The 25,151-nt window shown below is 48.4% G+C and carries 20 protein-coding genes and 1 pseudogene; 16 read left to right on the forward strand and 5 right to left on the reverse strand.

All coding sequences use genetic code 11. From position 1 onward, the window contains the following. Positions 1-130: 130 nt before the first annotated feature. Positions 131-898: a cysteine hydrolase family protein gene (locus tag AC5I6P_RS12635; protein WP_495694117.1), complete on the reverse strand. Its 768-nt coding sequence runs from the start codon at positions 896-898 to the stop codon at positions 131-133. Positions 899-1,257: 359 nt separating this feature from the next. Between AC5I6P_RS12635 and AC5I6P_RS12640 the strand changes: the two genes are divergently transcribed. The 7 genes from AC5I6P_RS12640 (at position 1,258) to AC5I6P_RS12670 (ending at position 10,914) form a co-directional block, all read left to right on the forward strand. Next, positions 1,258-3,585 (forward strand): BamA/TamA family outer membrane protein, encoded by a 2,328-nt coding sequence (locus AC5I6P_RS12640; protein ID WP_495694118.1) that lies wholly within the window; start codon positions 1,258-1,260, stop codon positions 3,583-3,585. A gap of 126 nt (positions 3,586-3,711) precedes the next feature. Beyond that, positions 3,712-3,834, forward strand: a complete 123-nt coding sequence (locus tag AC5I6P_RS12645) for a hypothetical protein (RefSeq protein ID WP_495694119.1) — start codon at positions 3,712-3,714, stop codon at positions 3,832-3,834. Positions 3,835-3,897: 63 nt separating this feature from the next. Further along, positions 3,898-4,338 carry a GNAT family N-acetyltransferase gene (locus AC5I6P_RS12650; RefSeq protein WP_495694120.1) on the forward strand — a complete coding sequence of 147 codons (441 nt, stop codon included), beginning with the start codon at positions 3,898-3,900 and terminating at the stop codon, positions 4,336-4,338. Between the two features lie 88 nt (positions 4,339-4,426). Next, complete coding sequence (locus tag AC5I6P_RS12655) at positions 4,427-7,144, forward strand: phospholipid carrier-dependent glycosyltransferase (protein WP_495694121.1); 2,718 nt, start codon at positions 4,427-4,429, stop codon at positions 7,142-7,144. A 2-nt stretch (positions 7,145-7,146) separates the two neighbouring features. Further along, the gene (locus tag AC5I6P_RS12660) at positions 7,147-7,755 is read left to right on the forward strand and encodes an L-threonylcarbamoyladenylate synthase (protein WP_495694122.1); all 609 of its coding nucleotides are present in this window, start codon (positions 7,147-7,149) and stop codon (positions 7,753-7,755) included. Positions 7,756-8,262: 507 nt separating this feature from the next. Beyond that, positions 8,263-9,135 carry a sensor histidine kinase gene (locus tag AC5I6P_RS12665; RefSeq protein WP_495694123.1) on the forward strand — a complete coding sequence of 291 codons (873 nt, stop codon included), beginning with the start codon at positions 8,263-8,265 and terminating at the stop codon, positions 9,133-9,135. Positions 9,136-9,195: 60 nt separating this feature from the next. Further along, entirely contained in the window at positions 9,196-10,914 is a 1,719-nt protein-coding gene (locus tag AC5I6P_RS12670) for a serine/threonine protein kinase (protein ID WP_495694124.1), read from the forward strand. Positions 10,915-10,969: 55 nt separating this feature from the next. Here AC5I6P_RS12670 and AC5I6P_RS12675 read toward each other — a convergent pair whose 3' ends face one another. Further along, positions 10,970-11,266 carry a WGxxGxxG family protein gene (locus AC5I6P_RS12675; RefSeq protein ID WP_495694125.1) on the reverse strand — a complete coding sequence of 99 codons (297 nt, stop codon included), beginning with the start codon at positions 11,264-11,266 and terminating at the stop codon, positions 10,970-10,972. Positions 11,267-11,512: 246 nt separating this feature from the next. Here AC5I6P_RS12675 and hemE point away from each other — a divergent pair, with 246 nt between their 5' ends. Together hemE and AC5I6P_RS12685 are read left to right on the forward strand one after the other, a co-directional pair. Next, positions 11,513-12,580: a uroporphyrinogen decarboxylase gene (gene hemE, locus AC5I6P_RS12680; protein ID WP_495694126.1), complete on the forward strand. Its 1,068-nt coding sequence runs from the start codon at positions 11,513-11,515 to the stop codon at positions 12,578-12,580. Positions 12,581-12,725: 145 nt separating this feature from the next. After that, positions 12,726-13,706, forward strand: a complete 981-nt coding sequence (locus AC5I6P_RS12685; RefSeq protein ID WP_495694127.1) for an NAD-dependent epimerase/dehydratase family protein — start codon at positions 12,726-12,728, stop codon at positions 13,704-13,706. A 32-nt stretch (positions 13,707-13,738) separates the two neighbouring features. Here the strand turns inward: AC5I6P_RS12685 and petL are convergent, their stop codons facing one another. Further along, a complete protein-coding gene (petL, locus tag AC5I6P_RS12690) occupies positions 13,739-13,831 on the reverse strand; it encodes a cytochrome b6-f complex subunit PetL (RefSeq protein WP_495694128.1) in 93 nt (30 codons plus the stop codon). 251 nt (positions 13,832-14,082) lie between these two features. Here petL and aroB point away from each other — a divergent pair, with 251 nt between their 5' ends. Beyond that, on the forward strand, positions 14,083-15,183 hold the full coding sequence (gene aroB / locus AC5I6P_RS12695) for a 3-dehydroquinate synthase (RefSeq protein ID WP_495694129.1): 1,101 nt from the start codon (positions 14,083-14,085) through the stop codon (positions 15,181-15,183). 262 nt (positions 15,184-15,445) lie between these two features. After that, positions 15,446-15,952: an MAPEG family protein gene (locus tag AC5I6P_RS12700; protein ID WP_495694130.1), complete on the forward strand. Its 507-nt coding sequence runs from the start codon at positions 15,446-15,448 to the stop codon at positions 15,950-15,952. Positions 15,953-16,005: 53 nt separating this feature from the next. Here AC5I6P_RS12700 and AC5I6P_RS12705 read toward each other — a convergent pair whose 3' ends face one another. Both AC5I6P_RS12705 and AC5I6P_RS12710 read right to left on the reverse strand, forming a co-directional pair. Further along, the gene (locus AC5I6P_RS12705; RefSeq protein ID WP_495694131.1) at positions 16,006-17,481 is read right to left on the reverse strand and encodes an LCP family protein; all 1,476 of its coding nucleotides are present in this window, start codon (positions 17,479-17,481) and stop codon (positions 16,006-16,008) included. Between the two features lie 305 nt (positions 17,482-17,786). Beyond that, positions 17,787-19,979 (reverse strand): pentapeptide repeat-containing protein, encoded by a 2,193-nt coding sequence (locus AC5I6P_RS12710; RefSeq protein ID WP_495694132.1) that lies wholly within the window; start codon positions 19,977-19,979, stop codon positions 17,787-17,789. A 104-nt stretch (positions 19,980-20,083) separates the two neighbouring features. Here AC5I6P_RS12710 and AC5I6P_RS12715 point away from each other — a divergent pair, with 104 nt between their 5' ends. The 5 genes and pseudogenes from AC5I6P_RS12715 (at position 20,084) to AC5I6P_RS12735 (ending at position 25,118) form a co-directional block, all read left to right on the forward strand. Beyond that, positions 20,084-21,151 (forward strand): type IV toxin-antitoxin system AbiEi family antitoxin, encoded by a 1,068-nt coding sequence (locus AC5I6P_RS12715; RefSeq protein WP_495694133.1) that lies wholly within the window; start codon positions 20,084-20,086, stop codon positions 21,149-21,151. Further along, entirely contained in the window at positions 21,135-21,899 is a 765-nt protein-coding gene (locus AC5I6P_RS12720) for a nucleotidyl transferase AbiEii/AbiGii toxin family protein (protein ID WP_495694134.1), read from the forward strand. Before AC5I6P_RS12715 ends, AC5I6P_RS12720 begins: the two co-directional genes overlap by 17 nt. A 438-nt stretch (positions 21,900-22,337) precedes the next feature. After that, on the forward strand, positions 22,338-22,772 hold the full coding sequence (locus tag AC5I6P_RS12725; protein ID WP_495694135.1) for a hypothetical protein: 435 nt from the start codon (positions 22,338-22,340) through the stop codon (positions 22,770-22,772). 380 nt (positions 22,773-23,152) lie between these two features. Continuing rightward, positions 23,153-24,103 carry an aldo/keto reductase gene (locus AC5I6P_RS12730; protein ID WP_495694136.1) on the forward strand — a complete coding sequence of 317 codons (951 nt, stop codon included), beginning with the start codon at positions 23,153-23,155 and terminating at the stop codon, positions 24,101-24,103. Positions 24,104-24,374: 271 nt separating this feature from the next. After that, a pseudogene (locus tag AC5I6P_RS12735) lies at positions 24,375-25,118 on the forward strand (chloride channel protein). Positions 25,119-25,151 lie beyond the last annotated feature (33 nt).

A 25,151-nucleotide genomic window follows, 5' to 3' on the forward strand; every position in this document is an offset into this window, starting at 1 on the left:
GCTTCCCTCCTAGCTTTCGTTTCAACTTCCAGTACTTCTGTCAGTCAAGCAGCTCACTACTCCTAACTCTGTGCCCAAATTGAATAGGTTCAAGTTGAATCATTACCTACATCCAATCTAGAGTAGTTCATCATTTTATCGCTGCGAAAAGCTCCATAGAATTGGTAACAAATCCAAAGCATTGTCTTACGTTATACAGCGTTGCCTCTAAACAGTAATCGGGGGATGTCGTCGCAGTGCAATCTTGCAGCAGAATGCAGTCATAGCCCAAAAAATTAGCGTCCTGCAACGTCACCATCACACATTGATCTGCATTCACACCTGCAAAAAAGAGCGTCGTTTTGCCCAGGTTTCGCAAAATACTATCAAGCGGTGTGTCCCAAAACCCACTCATGCGATATTTATCAACGCTAATGTCATTGGGCTGTTTTTCTAACTCATCAACAACCGCGGCTGCCCAACTTTCTTTGATTAAAACAGGAGCCTGATTTTTGGGCAGCGGATCGCCCAATCCAACTCCCGTTCCAGATGGATTGTAAACATGCCGCGTTGCTGAACTAATATTTAACAAATCAGGACGATTGCCCCAATTGAGCCAGACAATTGGCACGCCAATTTGACGTAGGATGGGAACAATTTTCTGTAGAGGCGCGATTGCACGTCGAGCCGGACTGACATCGACGCCAACATGAGCCAACCAGCCGTCAGGATGACAAAAATCATTTTGCATGTCAATGACTAAACAGGCAGACTTCGTAAGATCAAGCCGCACGATCTTTGTATCGGTTTTGAGTGAAATAATCGTTGGGGGTAAAGGCGGGCGCGATATATCTGCGGTCGTTTCATCATCAAACCAAGCATTGGGAGGAACGCCTAAAACATGTTTCGGTTGCGTCATATTCGTGCTGTAGAAAGAATTTCTTTAAATGAAAGAAGTTGGATCGGCGGGGGAACTCCAAAGAGCGATCGCGCTTCATTTATTACTACAAACTGCTTCATCAAAGCGGTTCTAAACGTTACTTAAATTCACTATTAATGGTAGGCTTTAGCCAGAAAACCGCTCGGCTCAAATTTAGAGCAGAAGAGCGCAATCTATTAGAGCTTGCGAAGTGATCTGTTGGGGCTTACAAAGCAATCACGCTCTTCTGTCTCTGCATCAGAAATCTCTTATGACGAGTTATAAACTATCCCAATTCTGTCATTTCCGACTATAAATAACTCACGCTAAATCATTTACAGTTATCGTTTGGTTTTGCTATGCGTCTCTCTTCTGTCACCGTTTGCACGCTTGCAGCGTTCTCTACTCTCAATGCCGCTCAAAACGCCACGGCTGCCCCACCGGATTTAACCCCAACTGCCCCTCAAGACGTGGTGATTCCATCGGAGACTGGAGCGGCTAAAACGGTGGCTAAAACGGTGATATCGGTTGCTCCTCCAGAGATCCTTGGGAGCTTGGCAGAGCCAATTGCATCTCCAGAATTCTCAACTCAAGCCGCCACCTCTGGCAAGCCTAAAGACTTTGGTAACCTTAAAGACGTTACGATTCCTTCCAAAGCAACGTCTCAACGGCCTCGACCAAGCGATCAACTCATTGCTCAACAAACCACTGCTCAACCATCTCAGGAGTCGGCTCAATACTATCAAGAGTTTCAACCTGTTACAGAATCCGCAAATTCTGCTGCCGCATCTGCTCCAGAGCCGTCAAGTCTAGGGCAGCCAAGCTGGATTATTCCGACCAACACTCAACCCACGGCTCAACCTTCTCAAGTTCCGACCCTAGCGCCTCGACCCACGGCTCAAGCTCCCACTCCTGTTCCTCATTCTGCACCCTTACCGCCCAATTTAGTCGTCATCGCCACTGATGTTCAAATCTTGGGAGCTGACGCAGAACTCCAGCAACTTGTCCGTTCTAGTATTCGCACGCAGCTAGGCGGACAGGTGAGCGGCGCGCAGCTTCAGGCAGACGTGGCAGCAATTTTAGAAACGGGACTGTTTAGTAATGCCAGTGTGAGCAGTCAGACGAATCCGAATGGATTGAGCGTTACGTTTCGAGTGCAGCCTGTTGTCGTGCGATCGATTCGATTACTCAATGCGAAAGCATTGACGAGTGAGATCGCTAACAGCTATTTCAAAAATCAAATTGGGGCGATCGTTAGTCCAACCGCGATCAATCAAAGCATTCGTCAGATTAATCAATGGTATGCCGCGAACCAATATAATTTGGCGCGAGTTGTAGCGGTCACTCCCAGCCGAGAGGGCATCTTAACCTTAGAAGTAGCAGAAGGCGTGGTTAGTGGCGTACAAATTCGCTTTACCGATGAGAATGGCAATCCGACGACTGACAAAGGGGAACCCATTCGCGGCAGAACGCGAGAAGACTTCTTGAGACAGCAAATTCAACTGAAACCCGGACAAGTGTTTAAAGAAGACTTGGCGCGGCAAGATTTACAGCGTATCTTTCAAACGGGTTTATTTAACAATGGTCGGATTGCGCTCGAAGGTGATGCGCGGCAAACCCAAGTCGTTTACGTTCTGACCGAAGCGCGATCGCGTGCTGTTAATGTGAGCGGCGGCTACAACGACGATCTGGGGCTGTTTGGAAATTTTGGCTACAGCGATCGTAACTTCAACGGAGTCGGACAGGAACTCGGCGGCAACGTACTGGTCGGAACCCGAGATGTGCAGTTTGATGGACGCTTTGTGAGCCCGTACCGAGCGAGCGAACCGGATAAGTTGGGCTATACAATTAATGGATTCCGGCGGCGTGGCTCATCGCGTGTCTTTGATGATGACATTGAATTAGCCAACGGCGATCGCGTCCGAGAAGGGCGATTTGGCGGCGGCGTCGCGGTGAATCGCCCAATCGGAGAAGGCTGGAATGGTTCGCTAGGACTCAACTATGAGCAAATCAGCCTGCGGGATGGGAGTGGAAATGTAGTTCGTCAAGATGAACGAGGGAATCCTCTTTCGTTTAGCGGCACTGGCATTGATGACTTAACCACAATTAATTTCACCGCCACTCGCGATACTCGCAATAATTTTATTGACCCATCAAACGGTTCGCTTCTAACCTTGAGTACCGATCAATCGATTCCGATCGGGCGCGGCAATATTCTGTCTAATCGCTTGCAGGCAAACTATTCTCAATACACTCCGGTTAATATCTTCAATTTAGAAAAAGCGCAGGGACAGCCTGAAGTCTTTGCCTTCAATGTGCAAGCAGGAACGACAATCGGTGATTTGCCTCCTTACAATGCGTTTAGCTTGGGCGGTCCTAACTCGGTGCGCGGCTACGATGCAGGGACAGTTGCGATCAGCCGCAGTTTCATTCTGGCATCGGCTGAATATCGTTTCCCGATTTACAGCATTATTGGTGGTGCTGTTTTTGCCGATTTTGCGTCTGACCTAGGATCGAGTCGCTCCGTTTCGGGTCAACCTGGTATTGAGCGGGGGCGATCGGGAACGGGGTTTGGAATTGGGCTAGGAGTGCGCGTAAGGTCTCCGCTTGGTGTCATTCGAGCAGGGTATGGCATCAACGATCAGGGCGAGGGTCGCCTGCAAGTTGGTATTGGCGAGAAGTTTTAGATGCAGCAAGACCAACGCTTCTGCGATCGCTCTCCCTAAACTGCTAACCCAACAAATAGCCTTTATCCCGTTCCTGCCAATTATGAGGCTGGCGTTTTCGCTAGAACAGGTTTACAGCGTGTTTCGTTGCCCGTTGCTTTGTCGATCGCGATGTACGGCGGCAATGTGCGATCGCGGATTCCTTCAAGTTCTCCAAGCTCATATGCCTTGGCTAAACTGCGAATGGAGATTGGACAGGCCCATGCATGATTGCGCTTAAACTCACAGCAAATCTATTAGTATTTTTTAAGTTTGCTGATGATCTATACCTCTATGTCTGATGTATCCATTCAACTCGTGCACTTTGCAGATCAGCGCGGCTCCATTTCTCAAATCCGAACTTGCGTCTTTCAGCAGGAACAGAACGTCGATCCGGCTTTAGAGTTTGATGGAAAGGATGAGCAAGCTCTGCATCTTTTAGCCTTCTTGGATACTCGCCCGGTTGGCACATTGCGAATGAGAGAAATCGCACCTCGTGTCGCTAAATTAGAGCGCCTTGCCGTTTTGTCAGAATTTCGTCATCAAGGAATAGGGAGAAAATTAACAGAATCGGCTTTAGAATGCTTGATAAGCAAAAAGTTCGCTCAAGTTCGGCTCCACGCACAAGTCGCAGTGAAAGAGTTTTATACAAAACTCGGCTTCATTGCAGAAGGGGACATCTTCGAGGAAGCAGGAATCCTGCACATCAAGATGGTCAAGCATATTAGTTCGTAGCTCATCAGTTGTTCTTTGTAGTTTTGGTCGTGTTCTCAACTACAAAAAGCAGCGGATGGCTCGCGAATTGCAACAGTGGGGTGAGTGAGTGATTGCGAAAGAACGAGCGTGGGTTGATGGATTACCGATTTTGGGAGGCATTTGGCTGCTCGGCGCGATCGTAGACCGACTGTGGTTTGCGATCGATCAATCTGTGCCCGCTTGGGATCAGGCAGACTATTTAACCGGAGTGCTGAATTACTGGAAGGCGTTGCAGCATCCGCAATGGTTTTCGGGCGAATGGTGGACGAGTTTCTGGATGCTGTCGTCCAAAATTCCGCCCTTTGTCTATATCTCGACCGCTCCAGTCATCAGTTTGTTTGGAGCCGGGTCAGATGAGTCAACGTTGGTCAATCTGCTCTATAGCGCGATATTGCTGGGTTCTGTCTATGGGTTAGGACTTCGATTATTCAGCGTTCAGGTCGGGTTGTGGGCGGCAGGACTCTGTTTATTGCTCCCCGGACTGTACGGAATTCGCTTGGATTTCCTGATCGACTTTCCACTCGTGGCGCTGGTGTCTCTTAGCTTTTGGTGTCTGACGGCGTGGTGGTTAACAACTGATAAAACAGCCACGGTTTCAGATGAGGGGAAAGCACAAGCGACTAAGCCAGGATTGATGGCGACGTTGCGAAGCAGTTCCCCCGGCGGGGTAATCGTTCAGGCAACGGCTATTGTGCGTGGGTTTCAAAGCTTTGGTGGCGCAATTCCAATGCAGGCGCAGCCTTGGCTTTGGGTCAGCGCGTTTGGTGTGGCGTTTGGCTTGGCATTGCTGACGAAACAAACGGCTCTATTCTTTCTATTGACGCCGATCGTTTGGTTGGGGGTTCTTGCCATTCGCAAACGGCGTTGGATCAAGCTGATTCAGTTAGTGATTGGGCTGACGATCGCGCTTTATGTCTGCTTGCCGTGGTATCGCACGAATTGGCTGTTGATTCTGACGGCCGGGAAACGAGCGACGGTAGACTCTGCGATCGCAGAAGGCGATCCACCGCTGAACAGCCTCACGGCTTGGACGTTCTATCTCAAAGAATTGCCCGATTTAATCTCGCTGCCAATCTTGATCATCGGATTGGTCGGACTGATTTTGTACTGGAAGCGGGCGGTGGTTAGTCACAATATCGCGATCGTCAATGGTCGGTTGGTCAGTTCTGTAGACTACGGCGGACTGCGCAAGCGTGGCTATCGACAAGATGTATACGCTTTGTGGTGGCGATCAGTGCGATGGCTGCTCGTGTTTTTAATGGGGGCTTATGTGTTGTGTTCGCTCAATGTCAACAAAGACGATCGCTACATCACACCATTGCTGCCCGTGTTGTCAATTCTGTTAGCGCAAGGATTGGTGTTATTTCCCGATCGTCTGCGGCTGTTTCGGTGGTGGGCAGTGGGCTTAGCGGCAGTGCTGATGGTGCTGAGGCTGTTGCCGTTGGGAGTGTTGCCTACGCTATCCGATGATCGCGACCATCGGGCAGTGCTCGCGAGTAACTGGCATCACGCCGACGTGATTGATGAGATCATTCAAACCGCTCCAAATGTGAAAAGCACTGTTGGCGTTCTGCCCTCCCTTGCCGAGTTCAATCAACACAACCTCAATTACTTTGGAGCGCTAAGAAACTTTCAAGTCTATGGGCGACAAGTCGGAACAAACGTGCAACAAGTCGGGCAAGATCTACGATCGCTCTCCTGGTTCATCACGAAAGAGGGCAATCAAGGGGCAATTCGTCGCACGGATGCTCAAGCTGCCCTGACTGCTGCGATCGCAAAAAGTCCTGAGTTTCGGCTGCAAAAATCGTGGTCATTGCCCGATCGCACGCAGTTGAATTTGTATCATCGAACGGTTCCCAAGGTGCAGGTGCAGCCTGGAAAAGTAGAGTCAAACGTTCGACTCGAAAAGGTTCGATTGGAGCAGATTCGCGTTCCGAATCAAGGCGCATCTGGCACGGCAATGCCCATCACCTATCGCTGGTCAGGAGCTTGGAAAGACTTGAGATCGGGCTTGGTTCTGCTGACGTGGCAACGAGATAACACTTCTTCTGAAGCGTCTTCTAACGGTGCGCCTCGCGTGAATCGATGGTTTCATGATCACGCGATCGCGCTTGGCACGCTTCAACCTTCTGCCCAAAATGACACGGCCCAACTACAAGTCGTTGAACGCATCGCGGCTCTGCCTCCAAAAGCCGCTCAAGGCACATACACGCTCAAAGCGACCTATCTCAACCGCGAGACTCAAGACACGTATGACATTGCTGTTCCTGACGTGCGGTTGACGCTCAACACCCAAGCTGCCGCATCTGCTATTCAAGAGCCTGATTCGGTAACGCAACTGCGATCGCTCGCTACTAAAATGCGAAACGGTGTGACTCAGTTGAGCGCCATCTTTGAAGAAATTAGCCGACTCAATCAATACGATCCGGTGCAAGACTATGTGGGGCAAGCTCGGCAAATTCTAGGATATCGACTCAAACAAGAGCCGCAAAATCGAGAATTTGCCTATGGGTTAGCGTTGGCAAATGTATTGGCGCGACGAGCTGAGCCTGCGATCGCGGCGTTTCAAAAAGTGGTAGAGCTTGATCCAAAAAATCCGGCGGCTCATGCCTATCTTGCGTTTGTAAACCTGTATGATTTTCGTCCAAAGGCGGCTCAAGCGGCGATCAATACAGCATTAGCGCTCAATCCAAATTTGCCAGAACTGCATACGCTCAACGCTGTATCAGGACTAATGCAAGGTAATCTAGTTCAAGTTTGGCGAGAACTTCAGAGAACTTCTTAGATATGCCTCAAGTCCCATTCAATACGCTTGTCTCTGCTCTTTTAGAAGGCAGTCATCTTGCGAGTTTCCCGACGGACACTGTTCCCGCTCTCGCAGCTAGACCCGATCGTGCGGATCTGATTTTCCAAGCTAAACAACGCAGTCTGGATAAACCACTCATTCTGATGGCAGGCGCGATCGCGGATCTGTGGCAGTACGTTACGGGCAGCGATGACGAACTGAAGGTTTGGCAGCAGATGGCAGAAACTTATCTTCCTGGCGCATTGACACTGGTTTTGCCCGCGAGCGATCGCGTCCCACTCACAATGAATCCAAGCGATCCAACCACGATCGGTTTGCGTGTGCCAAACTCTGCGATCGCGCAAACCGTTCTGATGCAAACTGGGGCTTTAGCGACCACGAGCGCGAATCGATCGGGGCAACCTGCCTTGTTGACCATGCCTGAGATTGAAGCCCAATTTCCAGACGTGCTTACCCTATCACCTAGCGAATTTCCAGTTCTCAATGCTCCTGCCTCTGGGACGCCTTCTACAGTGGTGAAATGGGTCGATCACGGTTGGCAAGTGCTACGTCAAGGGTCTGTTCAACTGAACTTTGGAGATTCTGGTTGATAGCAACCCCAAAGTTTAGTGATTTCAAATCTCCAATTTCTTGAAGAAATTGGAGATCGCTGCACGACGGAAAATCCAGTTTAGAGTCAGTTCTAGATTTCCTAAACGCCGATCGCTTAATCTCAATCTCGAACATTGATTTTGAGAACTGCACTATTGATTTTGAGAACTGTAAACTTGATTAGCAGTTCTGATCATTTGATTTTGAGAACTAATAGATAAGTTTTGTTTAAGCGAAATTTAATTAGCTATAAACGATTATTGATTTTGGGTAAAGCTTTTCTAAATTTGAGTCAAGCTTTCTTAAATCGCTTCAAGCTGAATTAAATTAGCTCAAGTAGATCAACTAGGCGCAATGAACAATCAATTCAGGATGGCTATGGGTGATTCAGTGATGAGTTGTTCATAAAGTTAAAAGAAGCGAGTCTTCATTCTTTTTTCACCCCTCATCTGCCCAGTTGAAGAGGGTATTGTTGTGCAACAGTTCATGGATTGAATGATCGATTTATGGTTAACAAGCGGCGGCGCGTCATCTTAGGACTGACATCAGAGCGATTCTCTAGACGCACCCAAACCCCATCTCAAGACTCAGCCGAGCGAACACAGCTAGAACTCGCGCATCGAATGGCCATAGAACTCGCTCAGTTCAAAGCCGGGTTTTTGGCGCGAACCTCTCACGAACTGCGATCGCCCCTCAACGGTTTGATCGGCGCTCACCAACTGATCTTGTCTGACCTCTGCGATAGCCCCGAAGAAGAGCGCCAATTCATCGCGCAGGCACACGAATCTGCTCTCAAACTAGTGCAGTTGCTCGACGAAGTGATTCACGTTTCAAAAGCAGAGTATGGCAGCAGTACGTTAGAGATTCAGCCGTTATCGTTGGCGAGCGTTCTCAATGAGGTTTACGGCTTAACTCACCTGTTAACAGAAAACCGTAACCTTAAATTTCAGATTGCCTTTCCCGATGACTCCCTTTACGTGCTTACTGATCCAAAATGGTTGCGCTATGTACTGGTCAGTTTGATTAGTGGCGCTGTTTCACTTATGCAAGAAGGCGCGATCGCGGTGACTGTGCATTGTGATTCGCAGTTCGCTCACATTCTGATCGAAGACGATCGCCCCGCCGAAAGTTGGCAGGAAGCGACCAATTTATTACAAACGGCATCGTCATCTGGGTCTGTCGCTACTCCATCGCTATCTGTCTTCAAAGGATCGTCCTCCAGTCCTAAAGGAGCGTCTCCAAGCTTTTCGTTGCTGCTTGCTCAAACAGTCTTAGAATTCATGAACGGTCGCTTAGCGCTACTCTCTGCTCCGTCTCAGTCAAAGGAAAACGTCACTCAGATTCAATGTTCGATTCCCTTGGTGGAAGAGGTTGCCTAAAATAGAACGTAGCGATCGCACGTTTGGCTGTCGCTCTGAGTCCCTCATTCCCCTTGCCTGATGACCTCGCTGATCGGTAAATCGTTACAAAACGGCAAATATACCTTGACTGAAGAACTCGGTCGGGGTGGCTTTGGCATTACGTTCAAAGCCATTCACCAATATCTTCATCAAGTCGTTGTGATTAAAACGCTGAATGAAGCGTTTCAGAGCGAGGCGTCTAGAGGAGCAAACAATCGCAACCGTGCTGAGTTTGAGCGCAAATTTCAAGATGAAGCACGACGGTTAGCGATGTGCGTGCATCCTAATATTGTGCGAGTGAGCGACTTTTTTATTGAAGCAGACGTGTCTTACATGGTGATGGACTACATCCCCGGTGAGACGCTCGAAGAAGTCGTGTTTCCTGATCATCCGTTGCCCGAAGCGATCGCCATCCACTACATTCGTCAAATCGGGGCGGCGATCCGCGTGGTGCACCAGAATGGTTTACTGCACCGAGACATTAAACCTCAAAACATCATTCTGCGAGAGGGAACCCAAGAGGTCGTCCTGATTGACTTTGGCATTGCCCGCGAATTCACTCCCGGCTCGATGCAAACCCATACCAACATGATTTCGGTTGGATATGCTCCGGTTGAGCAGTATCTCGCCCACGATAAACGCACTCCCGCCACTGATGTCTATGGACTCGCGGCGACACTCTACGCCCTCGTCACCGCCCAAGTTCCCGTAGCATCTGTGTTGCGGCAACATCAGCCCATGCCAGAACCTCGCCAATTGCAACGGCGGTTAAGTGCCTCCACCAATCAAGCCATTCTTCGAGGGATGGCAATCGATGCCCAACACCGTCCAGCAACTGTAGACGGATGGCTGGCACTACTTTCTAACTCAATATCTGCCAACAGTTCTGCGGTCGTCATTCCATCAGAACTACCCAGAGTTGCACCGCCCAACCCGGAAGGAATCACGCAAAATTCAGAAACGCTTCCTCCATCGGCTCCAGCTACCGTTGCGATGGTGTCTCCTTCCAAGACAGAAGACCCGCTCCCCAACCCCGATCGCAAGCCTAATCGCGGCATTCTAATTCTCATGGCGGTATCGGGGCTAACGCTCGTTGGAGTGACGATCGCGGCAGTTTGGCTGCGATCGCAGCCCGAACCTGCCCCCATTGTCGCAACGAGTCCAACTCCAACGGTTACCCCCTCAAGCTCTCCCTCTGTCGAAGCAACGCCTGAGCCTCCGCCTCAAGCTTCTCCGTCGCCCGTTGCACCCAGTCCTAGCCCAACTCCGCCTCCATCGCCAGAGCCGACCCCCGCACCAGATAATTCGGTAGAACAAATTTTAGAGCGTCCATCGAGTCCTGCTAAACCCTCATCTCGCATTCCCGGCTTTCCGATTGGAACGTCTGTGCAGGAGGTGCAAGCCACTCTCGGACAGCCCGTTCAAACCAAACGCGGTTACTGGGGTGATACCCAAAGCGCCTTGTATGAACCTGTGCCCAATCAAATTTCATTGGCGTATCTGTTCGATCGCAGCTCTGGTCAAGTTCGCCAAACCGAAGCTTCATTTGCCCCGTCTGTTGATTCGCTGGTCATGCAAGTCACTGTTAATGGCATGCTGGGCAGCCAAGCCCCTCCAGAGGTTCTTGCTGCCCTCAAGCGGGTGGCGCGTCGGCAAACGAATCAGTACACCTTTGAGCAGGGCGGTCTAGAGGGCGTAATCGAGCGAAACAGTAGCGATCGCATCTACATCGGCATCTGGGACGCAGATCTGCATTAAAAAATCCGTAATTGAGGGAGCGTCAATTACGGATTAAAGCTAGTTAACCAGCGAATTAGTAGCGATCGCGGGGGGTAGAACTAACAGCATCAGGATCCCGGTACGCGGTTGTGGTTGTTTCATCACGACGGCTCTTGCGTCCTAGTAGACCGAACAAACCAAGCAAACCAAGCAGACCCCAATAACCGTTCTCTCCTCCATTGTCGTTGTCATCATCGACTTGGGTGGTGGTATCACCAGGAGTGGTGGTAGTAGTGCCACCGCCAGGAGCGGTTTGGCTGAAAGCGGGCAACGCACCAGGTGCAACGAGGAGAGCAGTGATTAAGGCGATTTTTGCAGCAAATTTAGACATATTTTTGATCCTTGGTTAAATTCAACTATGTGATCAACTTCAGAATATTAATTGGCATTAAAACTTTAATCATTCTTAAGGGATAAAAGCTTGGAAACTTGAGGTAGAGAAACTCCTATATTTCCCTCCGTCTTTCATTATTTCAAAACTGTTACAAACCCTGGCTTAACGACAAAAGCGGATACTACCGGTGATAGTCTAAGGAGTGGACAAAACAAAAGATTTGATTAAAGCAAAGAGGCTGAAATGACGGGTTCTTCCCAACTTCCACTTTTGTTAAGAGCAGCGCGAGGCGAAGTGTTAGATCGTCCTCCAGTCTGGATGATGCGACAGGCAGGGCGCTACATGAAGGCGTATCGGGATCTGCGGGAGAAGTACCCTTCGTTTCGAGAGCGCTCCGAGATTCCAGAGGTTGCGATCGAGATTTCATTGCAGCCCTGGAAAGCCTTTCAGCCCGATGGCGTAATTTTGTTTTCCGATATTGTCACCCCGCTGCCCGGTTTGGGGATCGACATGGACATTGCCGAAGGAAAAGGCCCGATTATTGCAGACCCGATCCGATCGCAAGCCCAAATCGATGCGCTGCGGCCATTGCAACCGGAGGAGTCGCTGCCGTTTATTAAGCCAATTCTGGGCGCGCTGCGCTCAGAAGTCGGCAACCAATCGACGGTACTGGGCTTTGTGGGCGCACCCTGGACACTCGCTGCCTACGCCGTAGAAGGCAAAGGCTCGAAAACCTATTCGATCATCAAAAATATGGCGTTCTCGACGCCTGCCATCTTGCATAGCTTGCTTGAAAAGCTGGCAGACGCGATCGCGGTCTATGCCCGTTACCAAATCGACTGCGGCGCTCAGGTCGTGCAAATGTTTGATTCATGGGGCGGTCAAGTCAGTCCGCAAGATTACGACACGTTTGTTTTGCCCTATCAACAGCGCGTCTTCCGCCAAATCAAACAAACTCACCCCGATACGCCGCTTATTCTCTTGGTCAGTGGCAGTGCGGGCGTTTTAGAGCGGATGTCAAAATCGGGCGCAGACATCATCAGCGTCGATTGGACGGTAGACATGGCAGATGCACGGGCCCGCCTCGGCAAAGAGATGAATGTCCAGGGCAACATTGATCCCGGCGTGCTGTTTGGGTCGAAAGAGTTTATCCGCGATCGCATCCTTGATACGATCCGCAAAGCTGGTCATCGGGGGCACATTCTCAATCTTGGTCACGGCATTCTGCCAAAAACCCCAGAAGAAAATGCGGCATTCTTCTTTGAAACGGCGAAACAGGTTGATCAGTTCCTTGCACCATCAACTCATTAGAAATTGGGGGTTTAGAGTAAGGATTCGAGAGTTTTGCGGTATAAGTTATGGGTTTTGAGTTTATTCTGTTAATTCATAGCTCTTACTGATGATCCATGGCTCATCGCGCTTCCTCGCCTTCTAACCTCTAGCTTCCCCCTCTCTCATGACCTCAAAGCGAATTTTTGTGACGGGTGCAAGTGGATGCATTGGTCACTACATTGTTGAATCATTAATCCAGAACACGCAGCATGAACTGTTTTTGCTTGTCAGAAGTCCTAACAAGCTAAAGTTTGACGTTCAGGCTCGCCCTGGAATTACGGTTCTGCAAGCAGACGTGCGAGAGATTGAGCAGTACAAAGACTTACTGCAAACGATCGATTGTGCAATTGTGGCTCACACCGACTGGGGTAGCGAGGATGTTCATGAGATCAATGTGGTCAGCACGATTAAGCTGATGAATCTGCTCGACCCCGATCGCTGTGAGCAAGTCATTTATTTTTCGACCGCGAGCATTTTGAGCCGGGAGAACGAAATTCTCAAGGAAGCCGATGAGATTGGCAGCCCGTATATTCAGTCAAAATATCGCTGTCACGAGAAACTATCCGAGTTAGCGATCGAAGGAATTGCGCCTAAGCTCACGACCCTGTTTCCAACTCTTGTACTCGGTGGGGGCGACCGCTATCCCTACTCGCATCTCTCGTCCGGCATTGCCGATGTGATGAAGTGGATCAAGCTGATTCGGTTTCTCAGCGCGGAGGGTAGTTTTCACTTCATCCATGGCTATGACATTGCTCAAGTGGTGCTCTACTTGATTCAGCATCCCGCCACCGAGCGCCGCGATCTAGTCCTCGGTAACGAAGCGCTGACTGTTGATCAAACGATTGAGGCCGCCTCTACCTATTTCAGCCAACGAATTTATTTTCGCGTTCCGCTCTCGCTGCGGCTAGCCGATTTTCTGATTTTCTTATTTCGCATTCAAATGGGCGATTGGGAACATTTTTCGCTCCACTACCGTTATTTCACCTATCAAAATGTTGTCAGCCCGGCTACGTTCGGCATGACAACGTACTGCTCAACTCTGTATGACGTGTTTAAACTGAGCGGTCTTCCAAACGGTCGCTCACAGAAGAAACGCAGTTCGTAACCTGACTTGAGCTACGAACTACGCCAGATGCTCTAAATCAGCTTGATAGCACGGAAGGCGGTATAAAGTCCGAATGCAAGTGCGATCGCACCGCCCACCAGAGCCAAATAGGTCACAACAGCCATACGTTTTTCTCCAATAGTCCTAACAGCACTATACAAAAGTTTGGAGGACTATTTACAGAAGCTTACAACCGAGTTCTTTACTATTGTTTTAGAAGAGGCATCAACCTCATCACGCTCGACTTACTGCTCAACGCGTGAAAAGTGAGTTAGATGAAGAGACTTGACTCGCATTCTTCGTCTGCTCAAAATGGAGGTTCTTCTTGCTCAGTAGTAAGATGAGCGAGTGAGTGTTTTTTGCGGAAGTTGTGATCATGCAAGCTGTGATTCCCGTTGCGTTGCCTCAAAACTCGTATGAGATTGCGATCGCATCCCATAATCTCGACCAGATCGGCGCACAGATGACAGGCGAGACGATCAAAAAGTTGGGCAAAAAAGTTCTCGTCGTCTCAAATCCAACAATATTTAAACACTACGGACAACGGGTGATTGATTCGTTGACTAACGCTGGATTTACCGTTAGTCAATGCATTCTGCCTGCGGGAGAACGATACAAAACTCCGGCAACGCTTCAGAAGATCTATGATGCAGCGTTAGAAAATCATTTAGAGCGATCGTCTACGATGGTGGCGCTTGGTGGTGGTATTGTGGGCGACATGACTGGGTTTGCGGCGGCAACCTGGCTGCGTGGAATCAATGTGGTTCAGGTTCCAACATCACTACTCGCGATGGTGGATGCGGCGATTGGGGGCAAGACAGGAGTCAACCATCCCAAAGGTAAAAATCTGATTGGGGCATTTCATCAGCCGCGATTGGTGTTGATCGATCCGCAGGTATTGAGTACGTTGCCTGCTCGTGAGTTTCGAGCCGCGATCGCAGAGGTGATCAAATACGGCATCATTTGGGATAGTGAACTGTTCGAGAAGTTAGAGAACACGGATCGCCTCGATCAAATCCGTTTTGTCAGCGAAGATCTGTTGCAAGAAATTCTGACTCGTTCGTGCCAAGCCAAAGCTCATGTGGTGAGTAAAGACGAGAAAGAATCAGGATTACGAGAAATTCTCAATTACGGACACACGATCGGACATGCGGTAGAAAGTTTGACCGGATATCGCGTGGTGAATCATGGCGAAGGGGTTGCGATCGGCATGGTAGCGGCAGGATTGATCGCAGTTGAGATGGGACTTTGGGATCGAGAAAGCAGCGATCGACAAGTTGCTTTAATTGAGAAAGCAGGACTGCCAACTCGCTTACCGGACGGTATGGATCTTGATGCGATCGTGGATACTCTGCAATCGGACAAAAAGGTAAAAGAGGGCAAAGTCCGATTTGTGCTGCCAAGACAGATTGGAATGGTGATCCTCACTGATCAAGTTGAAGCGAATGTGATTCGAGATGTCTTGCGACAAATGTAAGTTGCTTGGGCAAAAAGCATTTTCATAGCGACTGGGGCAGTAACAATGAAACAAGCGATCGTCACCTCTCGATATCGCTCTACGCTCAGCACTTTAATTACTGAACCAGAAACTGAATGTCACAGCGCAACCTAGGAGCGGCACAATGAGGCGAAAAGGAGTAAAGTGCGCTCTGCATGTCCCAGCTTCTTCCAACTTGGAGTTGTGCGATCAAAGAGACAGCAACAAGCGATGATGAGTGAATGGTTCAGAACAAAGAGTCATGATAAATCCAATTCCGATTTCAACCGCTTTAATCGGTATCCACGGGTTAATTGCCTTTGCGTTGTCTTACCTTGTCGTGATGGAGCGCACCCGCACCAAACTTTGGCACGGCGAATCGCGCACTGATATTGCGACCCAGCCCGATTATCTAAAAAATCCGAATCGTTGGGCAGTTTGGATTGATCAAATAAGCCAAAAAACAGTTGCACCCAAAACGATCGAAGATGGCGTGCTGCAACGAACGGTGAGAGCACACGCCAATTTCACAGAACACGTTCCGCTAGCGCTCCTCTTTATCATTGCCTTGGAATTAGCGCCGTCTCCTGCTTGGCTCGTGTGGCTGCTGGGCGGAACACTTGCGATCGCTCGAATTTTTCATGCATGGGGCTTAATTCAAACCTACGGGCCGTCTCCTGCTCGTGCAATCGGCTTTTTTGGAACTTGGTTTGTTTACATCGTTGGCAGCCTTGCTTGCCTCTACTACGGCATCATCGGACTTGCATAGAGCGGTTCCTTCAGAGTTGCGCAAGGCACAACCCACCCTAACGAAACTTTAGCCTAATTGGTCGAAGGTAAAATCAGTCGAGGCGCATCTTTACGGCTCTCTAGCGTTCCCTTTGTTGATGAAGCAGACTTCTTCGGTGGTTGCAGGGCATCTTTACCCAACTGAATCGTGATGTCTGACTGCAAATCCCCTGTATTTTCAATGCGGACTTCACCATAGCCTAAAGAACGTCGCACCGCTTCAGCGCTGCTAACATCACCCCACTCTGCCACAATTCGCGTCACGCTTAACGGCTCACTCCACGGCTTACCTACGTAAACATTGGTATACCCCGCATTCTGCAATGCTCCCATTGCGCTTTGCAGTCCCTTCTCTTGATTGGTGCTGTCCTGAACAGCAATTTTTAGAGCGCTAGGATCGGGGGTTTCAAGATTGTTTGTGCCAAAGTCAAAATGTTTTGCCATTAGCTCTTGGATCTTTGTCGGGTGCGGCAACCAGTAGCTCGCTGTATATTCTCCTGGAGAGCTAAACTCACCCGGAACCATCAGCATCTTCGTGTTGGACCGATTTACCTGAGTGCCAAAGCCAACGAGCGCCACTAATTCTTCTACGGTTAGATTGGTGTCGATGTGAGATTGCACAACCGACAAAATTTTAGGAAAACGAGCTACGGTTGCTGGATTCAACGCTTGCTCCATTAAGGCACGCATGACCATCTGCTGGCGCTGAATTCTGCCAATATCGCCGTTCTCGTCGTACCTGTAGCGGAGTAACTGAAGCGTTTGATTGCCGTTGAGATGTTGGCGTCCAGCTTTGAGATTGATGTAGAGATGTTGGCTATCGTCTTGATATTTCATGTCTCTTGGAACATGAACGGTGACACCGCCGAGGGCTTCAAGCAGGGCTTCCACTCCCTGCACGTTGATGGTGACGTAGCGATCGATGCCCACCCCGCCGAGCAATTCGCTGACAGATTTGGCGCTTAGGGCAGGACCGCCGTAATAATTGGCTTCATTGATTTTGGTCATGCCGTGATCGGCAATATAAGTCCGGGTGTCTCGCGGAACCGACAGCACGCTGAGCTTGCGCTTTTCGGGATCAAACCGCAGTAGCAACATGGTGTCGGTGAGTCCCTCAAACGAATTTACCAGCGCATGATAGGTTTGATTTTGGGTATCAGCAGGGGGATTTTTGAGATCTGAGGTGAGAACTTTCACGCCCATCACTAGGATGTTAACCGGGCGAGTCAATTCTGGTAGGCGCAAACTAGGATTGCTTGAAAATTTCTCTCCTTTGCCAAAAATTGAGGCTTCGGCGGGGCTGAGTTGTCGCTGCATCAGGGGAGTGCTGGCAAGAGAGACGGCCAGTAAAGCGCCTGCGGTTGCAGAAATCATGGCGACGCCCGCTAAGCAAAATGTCAACCCAAGTAATCGTACTCCTTTGGGTTTGGCAGGTTTACGAGACTTTAGGGGAGCTTTTTTAGACGGGGGAGCTTTTTTAGACGCAACAGGACGCTTGTTCGTTTTCACAGGTTTCCTCAACACACACCAAGACTAAAGCTACAAGGTTTTTAAGAAAGGGTCGAAGTCAGATTGAGACTCATCAGATTGAGACTCAATTGTAGGCAATTAAACAATTCTCGACGTTTTTTTTCACAAAGTTGTTGCCGTTTCTACTGACAGTCTACTTAGAGAGGCTAAACAGCAGTACGTAACCATATTTCCCCAATTTTGCTCATAAAAACAGGATGAATTCAACCGTTTTGGAAATTTTGGGTCGAATTCATCCAAATTCAAATGATTTAGCAGAAATTTGGCTCCCAGTTATTTGGAAATTATTTGAAGTAGATTAACAAGTTAAGTCCAGGAATGGTTCTAGAAAGTGTCCAGAGCAGCAACGCGATGTAGAGCGTTCCTAGCGTCCACTGATACCACACTAAAGTTGCAATCAGGCTGGGAAGATGTTCGTCGCGCATTCGCAGATCGTTGAAGCCGAAGCGGAGAAAATTGTTGAAACTGAAGTCAAAATAGTTGAGCCAGTTCCAGCGTTTGTTCCAGGGAATGGGAAGATAGCGTTCTCGAAAGAGTGGATAACGAGGAATTGTGGGCAAGCGTCCAATTAAGATTCGCAGTTGACGTAATGTGCCTTCTTCCATGAAGTAGCTCGTTTCAAGAAGAGGATGATAGCGTCCTTGGCGGTAAAGCAGTAGGAGCAGCAGCAAGGGAATCGGAACGGCGACGATTGACCAACTTAAAAGCGTGATCCAAGGACGATCGGCAGTTTGAAAAATGGCAGTGAGTCCTAATACGGTCAAAACAGTTGCTAAAACGATTACCCAAATGGTTTCTTCTAGCGTGGGCAAGATGGGTTTTGGATATCGTCTGCGCCAGCGATCGCTGATCCAAAACAAAATGCTGAAGTAGGCAACGGTGACAAGTCCAATTCCAAAAATCAGCCAAAAACTTGTTCCATCTCGGCTCAGCAGCAGGAGTAGACTTAATCCGAGCCATGAGATCGCGGTAGAAGTCCGATTCCAGGCATCCAGTAGGGGGGGAAGTGGCTCGGTCGTGATGATGCGATCGCGCACATTAATATAAGTGGCGATGCCAATTTCATCGAGATTCAGCAATTCCGTGCGATTGCGAAACGGCTGCTGATCTCGGCGTTGCACAATCACATTCGCTTGTTTTAGGGTAAATCCGATGCGTTGGAGTTGGTCAGAACTGGCGCTGTTGAGATTTGTGCCAATTACTTGTTGGAGCAGGAGGCGCGATCGCAGTTGTTGCCGCAAATAATCGATTTGATTGGCATCGGAAATCTGTTCTAAGCGGCGGAAGTTGCGGATCAACTCACGCAACAAATTTTCGTTTCCGGACAAGGTTGGTACAGAGATGACGCGCCCAATTTGTCCTGGATCGCCAAAGATTTTGGCTTCGTCGGCATCAAACTGCAGTCCGGGAACGTTGAGGTAGGCATTTCTGCCAAATGTGCAGTAGCTAAAGTCCGCGCGATCGAGAATGGTGGCTCCGCGCAGATTTGCCGGACGATCGAACTGTGCATCTCGGAATATCGCCGATTTCTCAAATGTGGCATCGGTGAGAAAAAGCGATTGGCTAAATTTTCCTCTGCTAAACTGCACCTGCTCTCGCCACCGAGTCTGAGCAAAGTCGGCGTTGCCTTGCCACTGCACGCGCACAAAATTAGCAGGCTGATAAAACACCGCTTGATTGAAGTTTGCAGTGGTTTGAAACTCGCTGCCCTGAAAATTAACGTTGCCGCGAAACTGCACTTGATTGAAGTCGGCTTTGCCAAAAAAAATGCTGTTGCGAAGCTGAACGTCTCGCCCAAAGTTAGCACTGGCAAAACTGGCAGGCAAACTAAACCGAACTTGCGTCAAATTTGCTCCGGCGGGAAGCTGCGTTCCTTGCGCTTCGACGCGATTGAGAAAAAATGTGTTGGAAAAGTCTGCAATTCCGGTGACACGGGCTTGCATTAGTTTGAGCGAACCCCGAAAGACTGTAATTTGCAGAGGTGCGGTGAGAGTTGTGTCTTTTGCGGGAGTAATGAGCAACGATTGTGAGAGGGTGCTGAGGCGATAGAGACGGCGACGATCGCGCTTTAGTTGTGCCTGTTCTGTTGGGGTAAAAATCGGCGAAAGTGCTTCACCGTCATAGAACGGAGCGCGTAATCCTAACTTACTAATCGTTAGATCGCCTTCGATATGGGAGTAGCTCAGATCTAAACCCATAGGTGCGCCGGGGCGCTGAAGATTTGCTTGTAGCAAACTATAAAACTGGTCGCGAAATGCGCTATTTTCGGGACGCAAATCGATCTCCATACGCCGCAAGTCGAGAATGCGAGTTCCTTCACTGGGAATTGGCGATCGCAGCCGTTCTTGCAGAAGTTCCAGCGTTAACGGCGTGCGATCGGGTTGCGCAATTGCAGCGATCGCGGGTGTACTGAAGATAAAAAAAGTCAGCCAACTAATAACAATCGAAATTAGACACGCAAGAGCTTTAGATCGCACAGGAAGATCGACGCAACGTAGAAACTGTTTGCTCTTTATACCTCGATCTCTACCCGGAAGATAGCGCGTAATAGAATAGGCACATCTCGAATAAAAATATTTTTATGCAGCCTAAGCATCCTTTACTGCAAAAAACAGTGAAGCAACTTGAAGCGTTGCCCAATTTTCAGGCAAGGGTTGAGGCGATGCCTTACATGACACCCTGGGTTTTGGCGTATGGTCAACTGATTGTAGAGAATTCTGATCGGCGAGTTGAATATATCTGTGAAATTAGATCAGATGTAACCAGTGAAACGGTCGAGCTCACAATTGAATATCTCATTCAACTCCAGCACCGATTAAACGATGGACAGAGATCGCTGTTAATTACTCAAAACTTGTCTGACCCGGTGATTGAGCAGCTACTTGAGCAAAATATTGAGTTTGTTGATACAGCAGGTGATCTTTACCTCAACAGTCCAGGCATTTATGCATTAGTGCGTCGTCAACGCCATTTAGAAGTAGGAAGCAAATCCTCTGAAATTACATCTACTTCTCTGCAAATCATCTACAGCTTGCTGCAAGATCTAAAAAATTTGGGATCATCTAATTTCGAGTCTACTCTTGCTGAATTTCAAGGAATTCCGAGCAGCACTGTAAAAAATGAGTTAGAAAAACTTGCGCGGCTCGGCTATCTTCAGCATAGGCGGAATCGCTATTACATAGTCGATTACATCAAACTCTTAGAGCGTTGGGAAATGGGCTATGTCGAGAGCTTGCGTCCTAAGTTATTGATTAATACGTTTACACCGATTGGGCAACGCACGTTTTCTGAAGTTGCTGATGATATCACTCAACATGCGAAAGAGTATGGATATCTGATTGGCGGGGAATTAGGAGCCGCAATCGCGACAGATTACCTGCGCTCCACAACTACAACGTTGCATGTACCTGAAGAGTATCGCTCCATCTTTGTGAAGCTCAAGCTAAAACCTAGTCCTAAAGGAGAAATCTCATTTGTGCGGCAGTTTGGTATGAGTAACGCCTGGAATAATAATCGGTTTTCGATTCTTGCTGATCCGTTACTAGTTCACGCTGAATTGCAGATGATTCATGACGATCGGGTACGCGAAACGGCTAATCGTCTATTTGACGAGTACATTGCTCCGAGGGCGAATGATGTTGGAGTCTAGAGACAAAAAAGTTTTAGCAGATCTCAAAGAAGTTATCGATTCTTTAGAGTTACCCATGCTGATTGTTGGGGCTGGAGCAAGATTACTTGTGTTTGACAAGCAGCACAACGTTAGCGGACGCAGTACACGAGACTGGGACATCGCAATTCCGGTTACAAGTTGGCCAAATTTTCAAATGGTGCGCGATCGCATGACCCAAGGAGTACCTCCCCGCTTTAGCGCAACCCAAATTTCTCATAAATTTATTCATATTGAAACCAAAACAGAAGTAGACATTGTGCCGTTTGGGGCAATCGGAGAACCAGATCAACAAATTGAGTGGTCTGACGGCAATCAAATGAATGTGATGGGTTTGGAAGAAGCGCTATGCAGCGCAACCACAAAATTAATTGATGATCTTGAGTTTCAGGTTGTGGATACACCTGCTTTTGTGGTGCTAAAGCTGTTTGCCTGGAGCGATCGTCGAGGACGAACAAGCAAAGATCTAGACGATATTGACTTTATCTTGAAGCATTACAGCGATGATCAGCGAGTATACGAGGAACTTGCTGAAGAACTCGCTACTGGAAGACTTGAATATCTAGAGGCTGCAATTTATCTACTTGGTCAAGATATTCGGTCTATTTTTCGGGCTGAGACGCTACATCAGGTCGATCTTGTTTTGGATCAGTTAATGCTGGAAGCAAATAATGTCCCTGATCTCTTGGCTGAGAGACTTCAAATCTTGAAGCAGGGCTTGCACAAGTAAAATACCCAACTCAATTGGGTAAATTTTGCAAAGCAATTGTGCGTTTGCTGCTTCAACGAGTGCGATTCTCAAAGCGAAACTTAGAAACGCAAATAAATTTGCGTCATTTACTTAGATGGTAATGAGAATTTGTATTGAAATAGAAAGATTACGGCAGTGAATCCCGCGATCGCAGTTAATGGGCTACTGTATCGCAGCGTTTGACTCCGTGATCTTGTCATTCAACTTTCAATTTCAAAAATAATTCTGCGATCGCTCCGCGAGTTGCGAAGAATCACAAGCGCGTGTTGCAACAATCAGATCTTGATCGCAAATTTACTGAAATAAACAACGCTTTTTATCCAATGACGCTTAATTTACAGATGAATACGGGTGGAGATTGCTCCTTACACTGATTAGGCTCAAAGCATTCTTTACAACAAAGGAAAATCTACCCTTATGGCGCGTCAAAGAAACTCAAAAACGCTTGAGCGAGCGCAACTTCGGATTGCCAGCTTGAAATCCATTGATCCGTCCCTCGATTTGGGCAATGGACTCACGATCGCAGCACTCTCAACCTTGATTGAAGAAACCCGCACAATCGTTGAATCCTATAACACCGCATTGGCAACGATTGATCAAACCTCTAGCCTCGTGCGCGAGAAAGAAAAAGCGATCGCAGATATCAGTGAGCGAATGTTATTTGGCATTGCCTCTCGATATGGCAAAAACAGCGAAGAATTTCGCATGGTGAACGGCCCTCAACGCACTCGTCGTCGGACTACTACTAAATCTGGAGAACCGACGCTGAATAACGCAGATGCTGGAAAGAAAACTCGCACCGTGAAGAGTACACCAGAACCGGAAGTATCTAAAAACGGATTACACCATTAATCAATCCACTAGAGCAGGCAGCTTGCCTGCTTTTTTCTTAGAATTGCTCAACCGATCCTGGCTATGATTCTTAGCTATGACAGGTAACCTTGTGTCTAAAGGTTTCAACTGCCAAAGCAAGAAAATCTCTAAGCGAGTTGCACGTGCCAATATAGCAATCCATTTTGAGCTATGGAATCTTGAATGCAGCAACGATCTGGTTAGGCAGATTGAGCAATTTTCAGCTTCCAACCATCGGATGATGCTTAGAGTCACGAATGAAATCACGATCAACATACACACTGAGCTATAGCCGCACTGATTTTAGTTGCGCTGATTCTAGATGCCCTGAGGTTAGAGGCTTAGTTTAATTTCATTCACCAGTTGAGCAAGAACAAAAGATGTCAAACTCAGAAATGCTGTATCGAGAACTCGGCAACACAGGAGAAAAAGTCTCCGCGATCGGACTTGGTGGTTGGCATCTCGGTTTAAAGCACGTTGATGAACCCCTCGCTATCCGGATTACTCGCACCGCGATCGATCGAGGCATTACCTTTATGGATAACTGCTGGGATTACAACGATGGAGTCAGCGAAATTCGCATGGGCAAAGCACTCCGGAATGGCTACCGCGACAAAGTGTTTCTCATGACCAAAATTGACGGACGCTCCAAAAAAGCAGCCGCAGAACAGATAGACGAATCCCTGCAACGCCTTCAAGTTGACCACATTGATCTGGTTCAACACCACGAAGTTCTGCGCTACGAAGATCCGCATCGTATTTTTGACGAAGAAGGGTCACATGCCGCGTTCATCGAGGCGCAGAAAGCTGGCAAACTTCGCTACATGGGCTTCACTGGGCACAAAGATCCTCAAGTTCATCTACACATGCTCGAAGTAGCCGCCGCACACGGATTCCACTTCGATACCGCGCAAATGCCGCTCAATGTGATGGACGCTCACTACCGCAGCTTTGCAAAACTAGTTGTGCCAGAACTGGTCAAACAAAACATTGGCATTTTGGGCATGAAAAGCATGGCAAATGGAATTCTTTTACGATCAAACACAGTAACGCCGATTGAGTGTCTTCACTATGCGTTGAATCTACCGACATCAGTTGTAATTACCGGAATCGACAGTATGGAAATTCTGGATCAAGCGTTTGAGGCCGTGCGATCGTTTCAACCCATGAATGATCAGCAGGTGCAAGCATTATTAGCAAAAACCGCAGAAGCCGGAGCACGGGGAGAATTTGAACCCTTCAAAACTTCGTCGATTTTCGATGGTACAGCTCAAAACCCAGATTGGCTTGGCGAAGAGCCACAGCGTATTCAGCAGTTAATGTCTGCGTAAGTTGCTCGTTGAATTGACGTGGGATAATCGGAATACTTAACTTCCACGAATTTAGACTGTGCAACCCAATAAACAACCTATTAGAAACCGTCGAGTTTTCGCTTGACTCGATCGAGTCAGAAACGGTAATTCCCCCAGCTTATGGTGATCGCTGCTGTGTTGGATTGCCATAGGAGTATGCAGTGGTCTGTTTGCCAGCCTCTACTGGACGGTGCTAGAGCAATTCACCCATGTCTTACGAGAGTTTCAAGGCGTGAGCCTGCTAATTGTGATGCCGTTAGCAGGATTCGCGCTCGGATTAGTCATTCATGTGCTTGGCAATCCGGGTGAAATTGGCTTAATTGTCGATAATATTCACTCTCGCGGTGGGCGAATTGAAACGCGAGAAAATTCCTCAATGCTGCTCTCGTCGTTGATCAGTATTTCAGCTGGTGGCAGTCTCGGACCTGAAGCTCCAATGGTGCAAGTCACAGGTTCACTCGGCACATGGGTCGCCGATCGCTTGCATTTGCAAGAAGAAGCGCTGCGATTAGCGCAAAGCGCAACTCCGTAGGAACCGCTCAGTCTTGCTGGAATGGCGGCTGGATTTACGGCACTGTTTGGCGCACCCTTAGGAGGAGCGTTCTTTGCATTAGAAATTCTGCATCATCAGCATGTTGTAGAGTATTACGAAGCCATTTTGCCAGCTATTGTTTCTAGCTGTGCGAGTTATGTTGTCTTTGTCCTCATTACTCAGTTAGGAATTGGTTCCACCTGGAATTTTCCCGTCTATTCCATTGAAAAGATAAATGACTTTGCCTTCGCCATTCTCTTTGGTATTTTAGGAGCGCTAATTGCATGGATCTTTATTAGCATTTTCAAAGCATCTGCTTGGTTATTTACAAGATTTTCCATGCCTGTTTATGTACGAACCACACTAGCGGGTCTAATCCTGGGTGGTTTAGCCGTTTTCTTTCCCCTGACTCGCTACTTTGGGCATGATGAACTTAACATCATTAGACTTAATCGGAAATAGGCAGTAGTCGAAGCCAGACAACAAGAGGCTTCA

Source organism: Myxacorys sp., assembly GCF_059501405.1.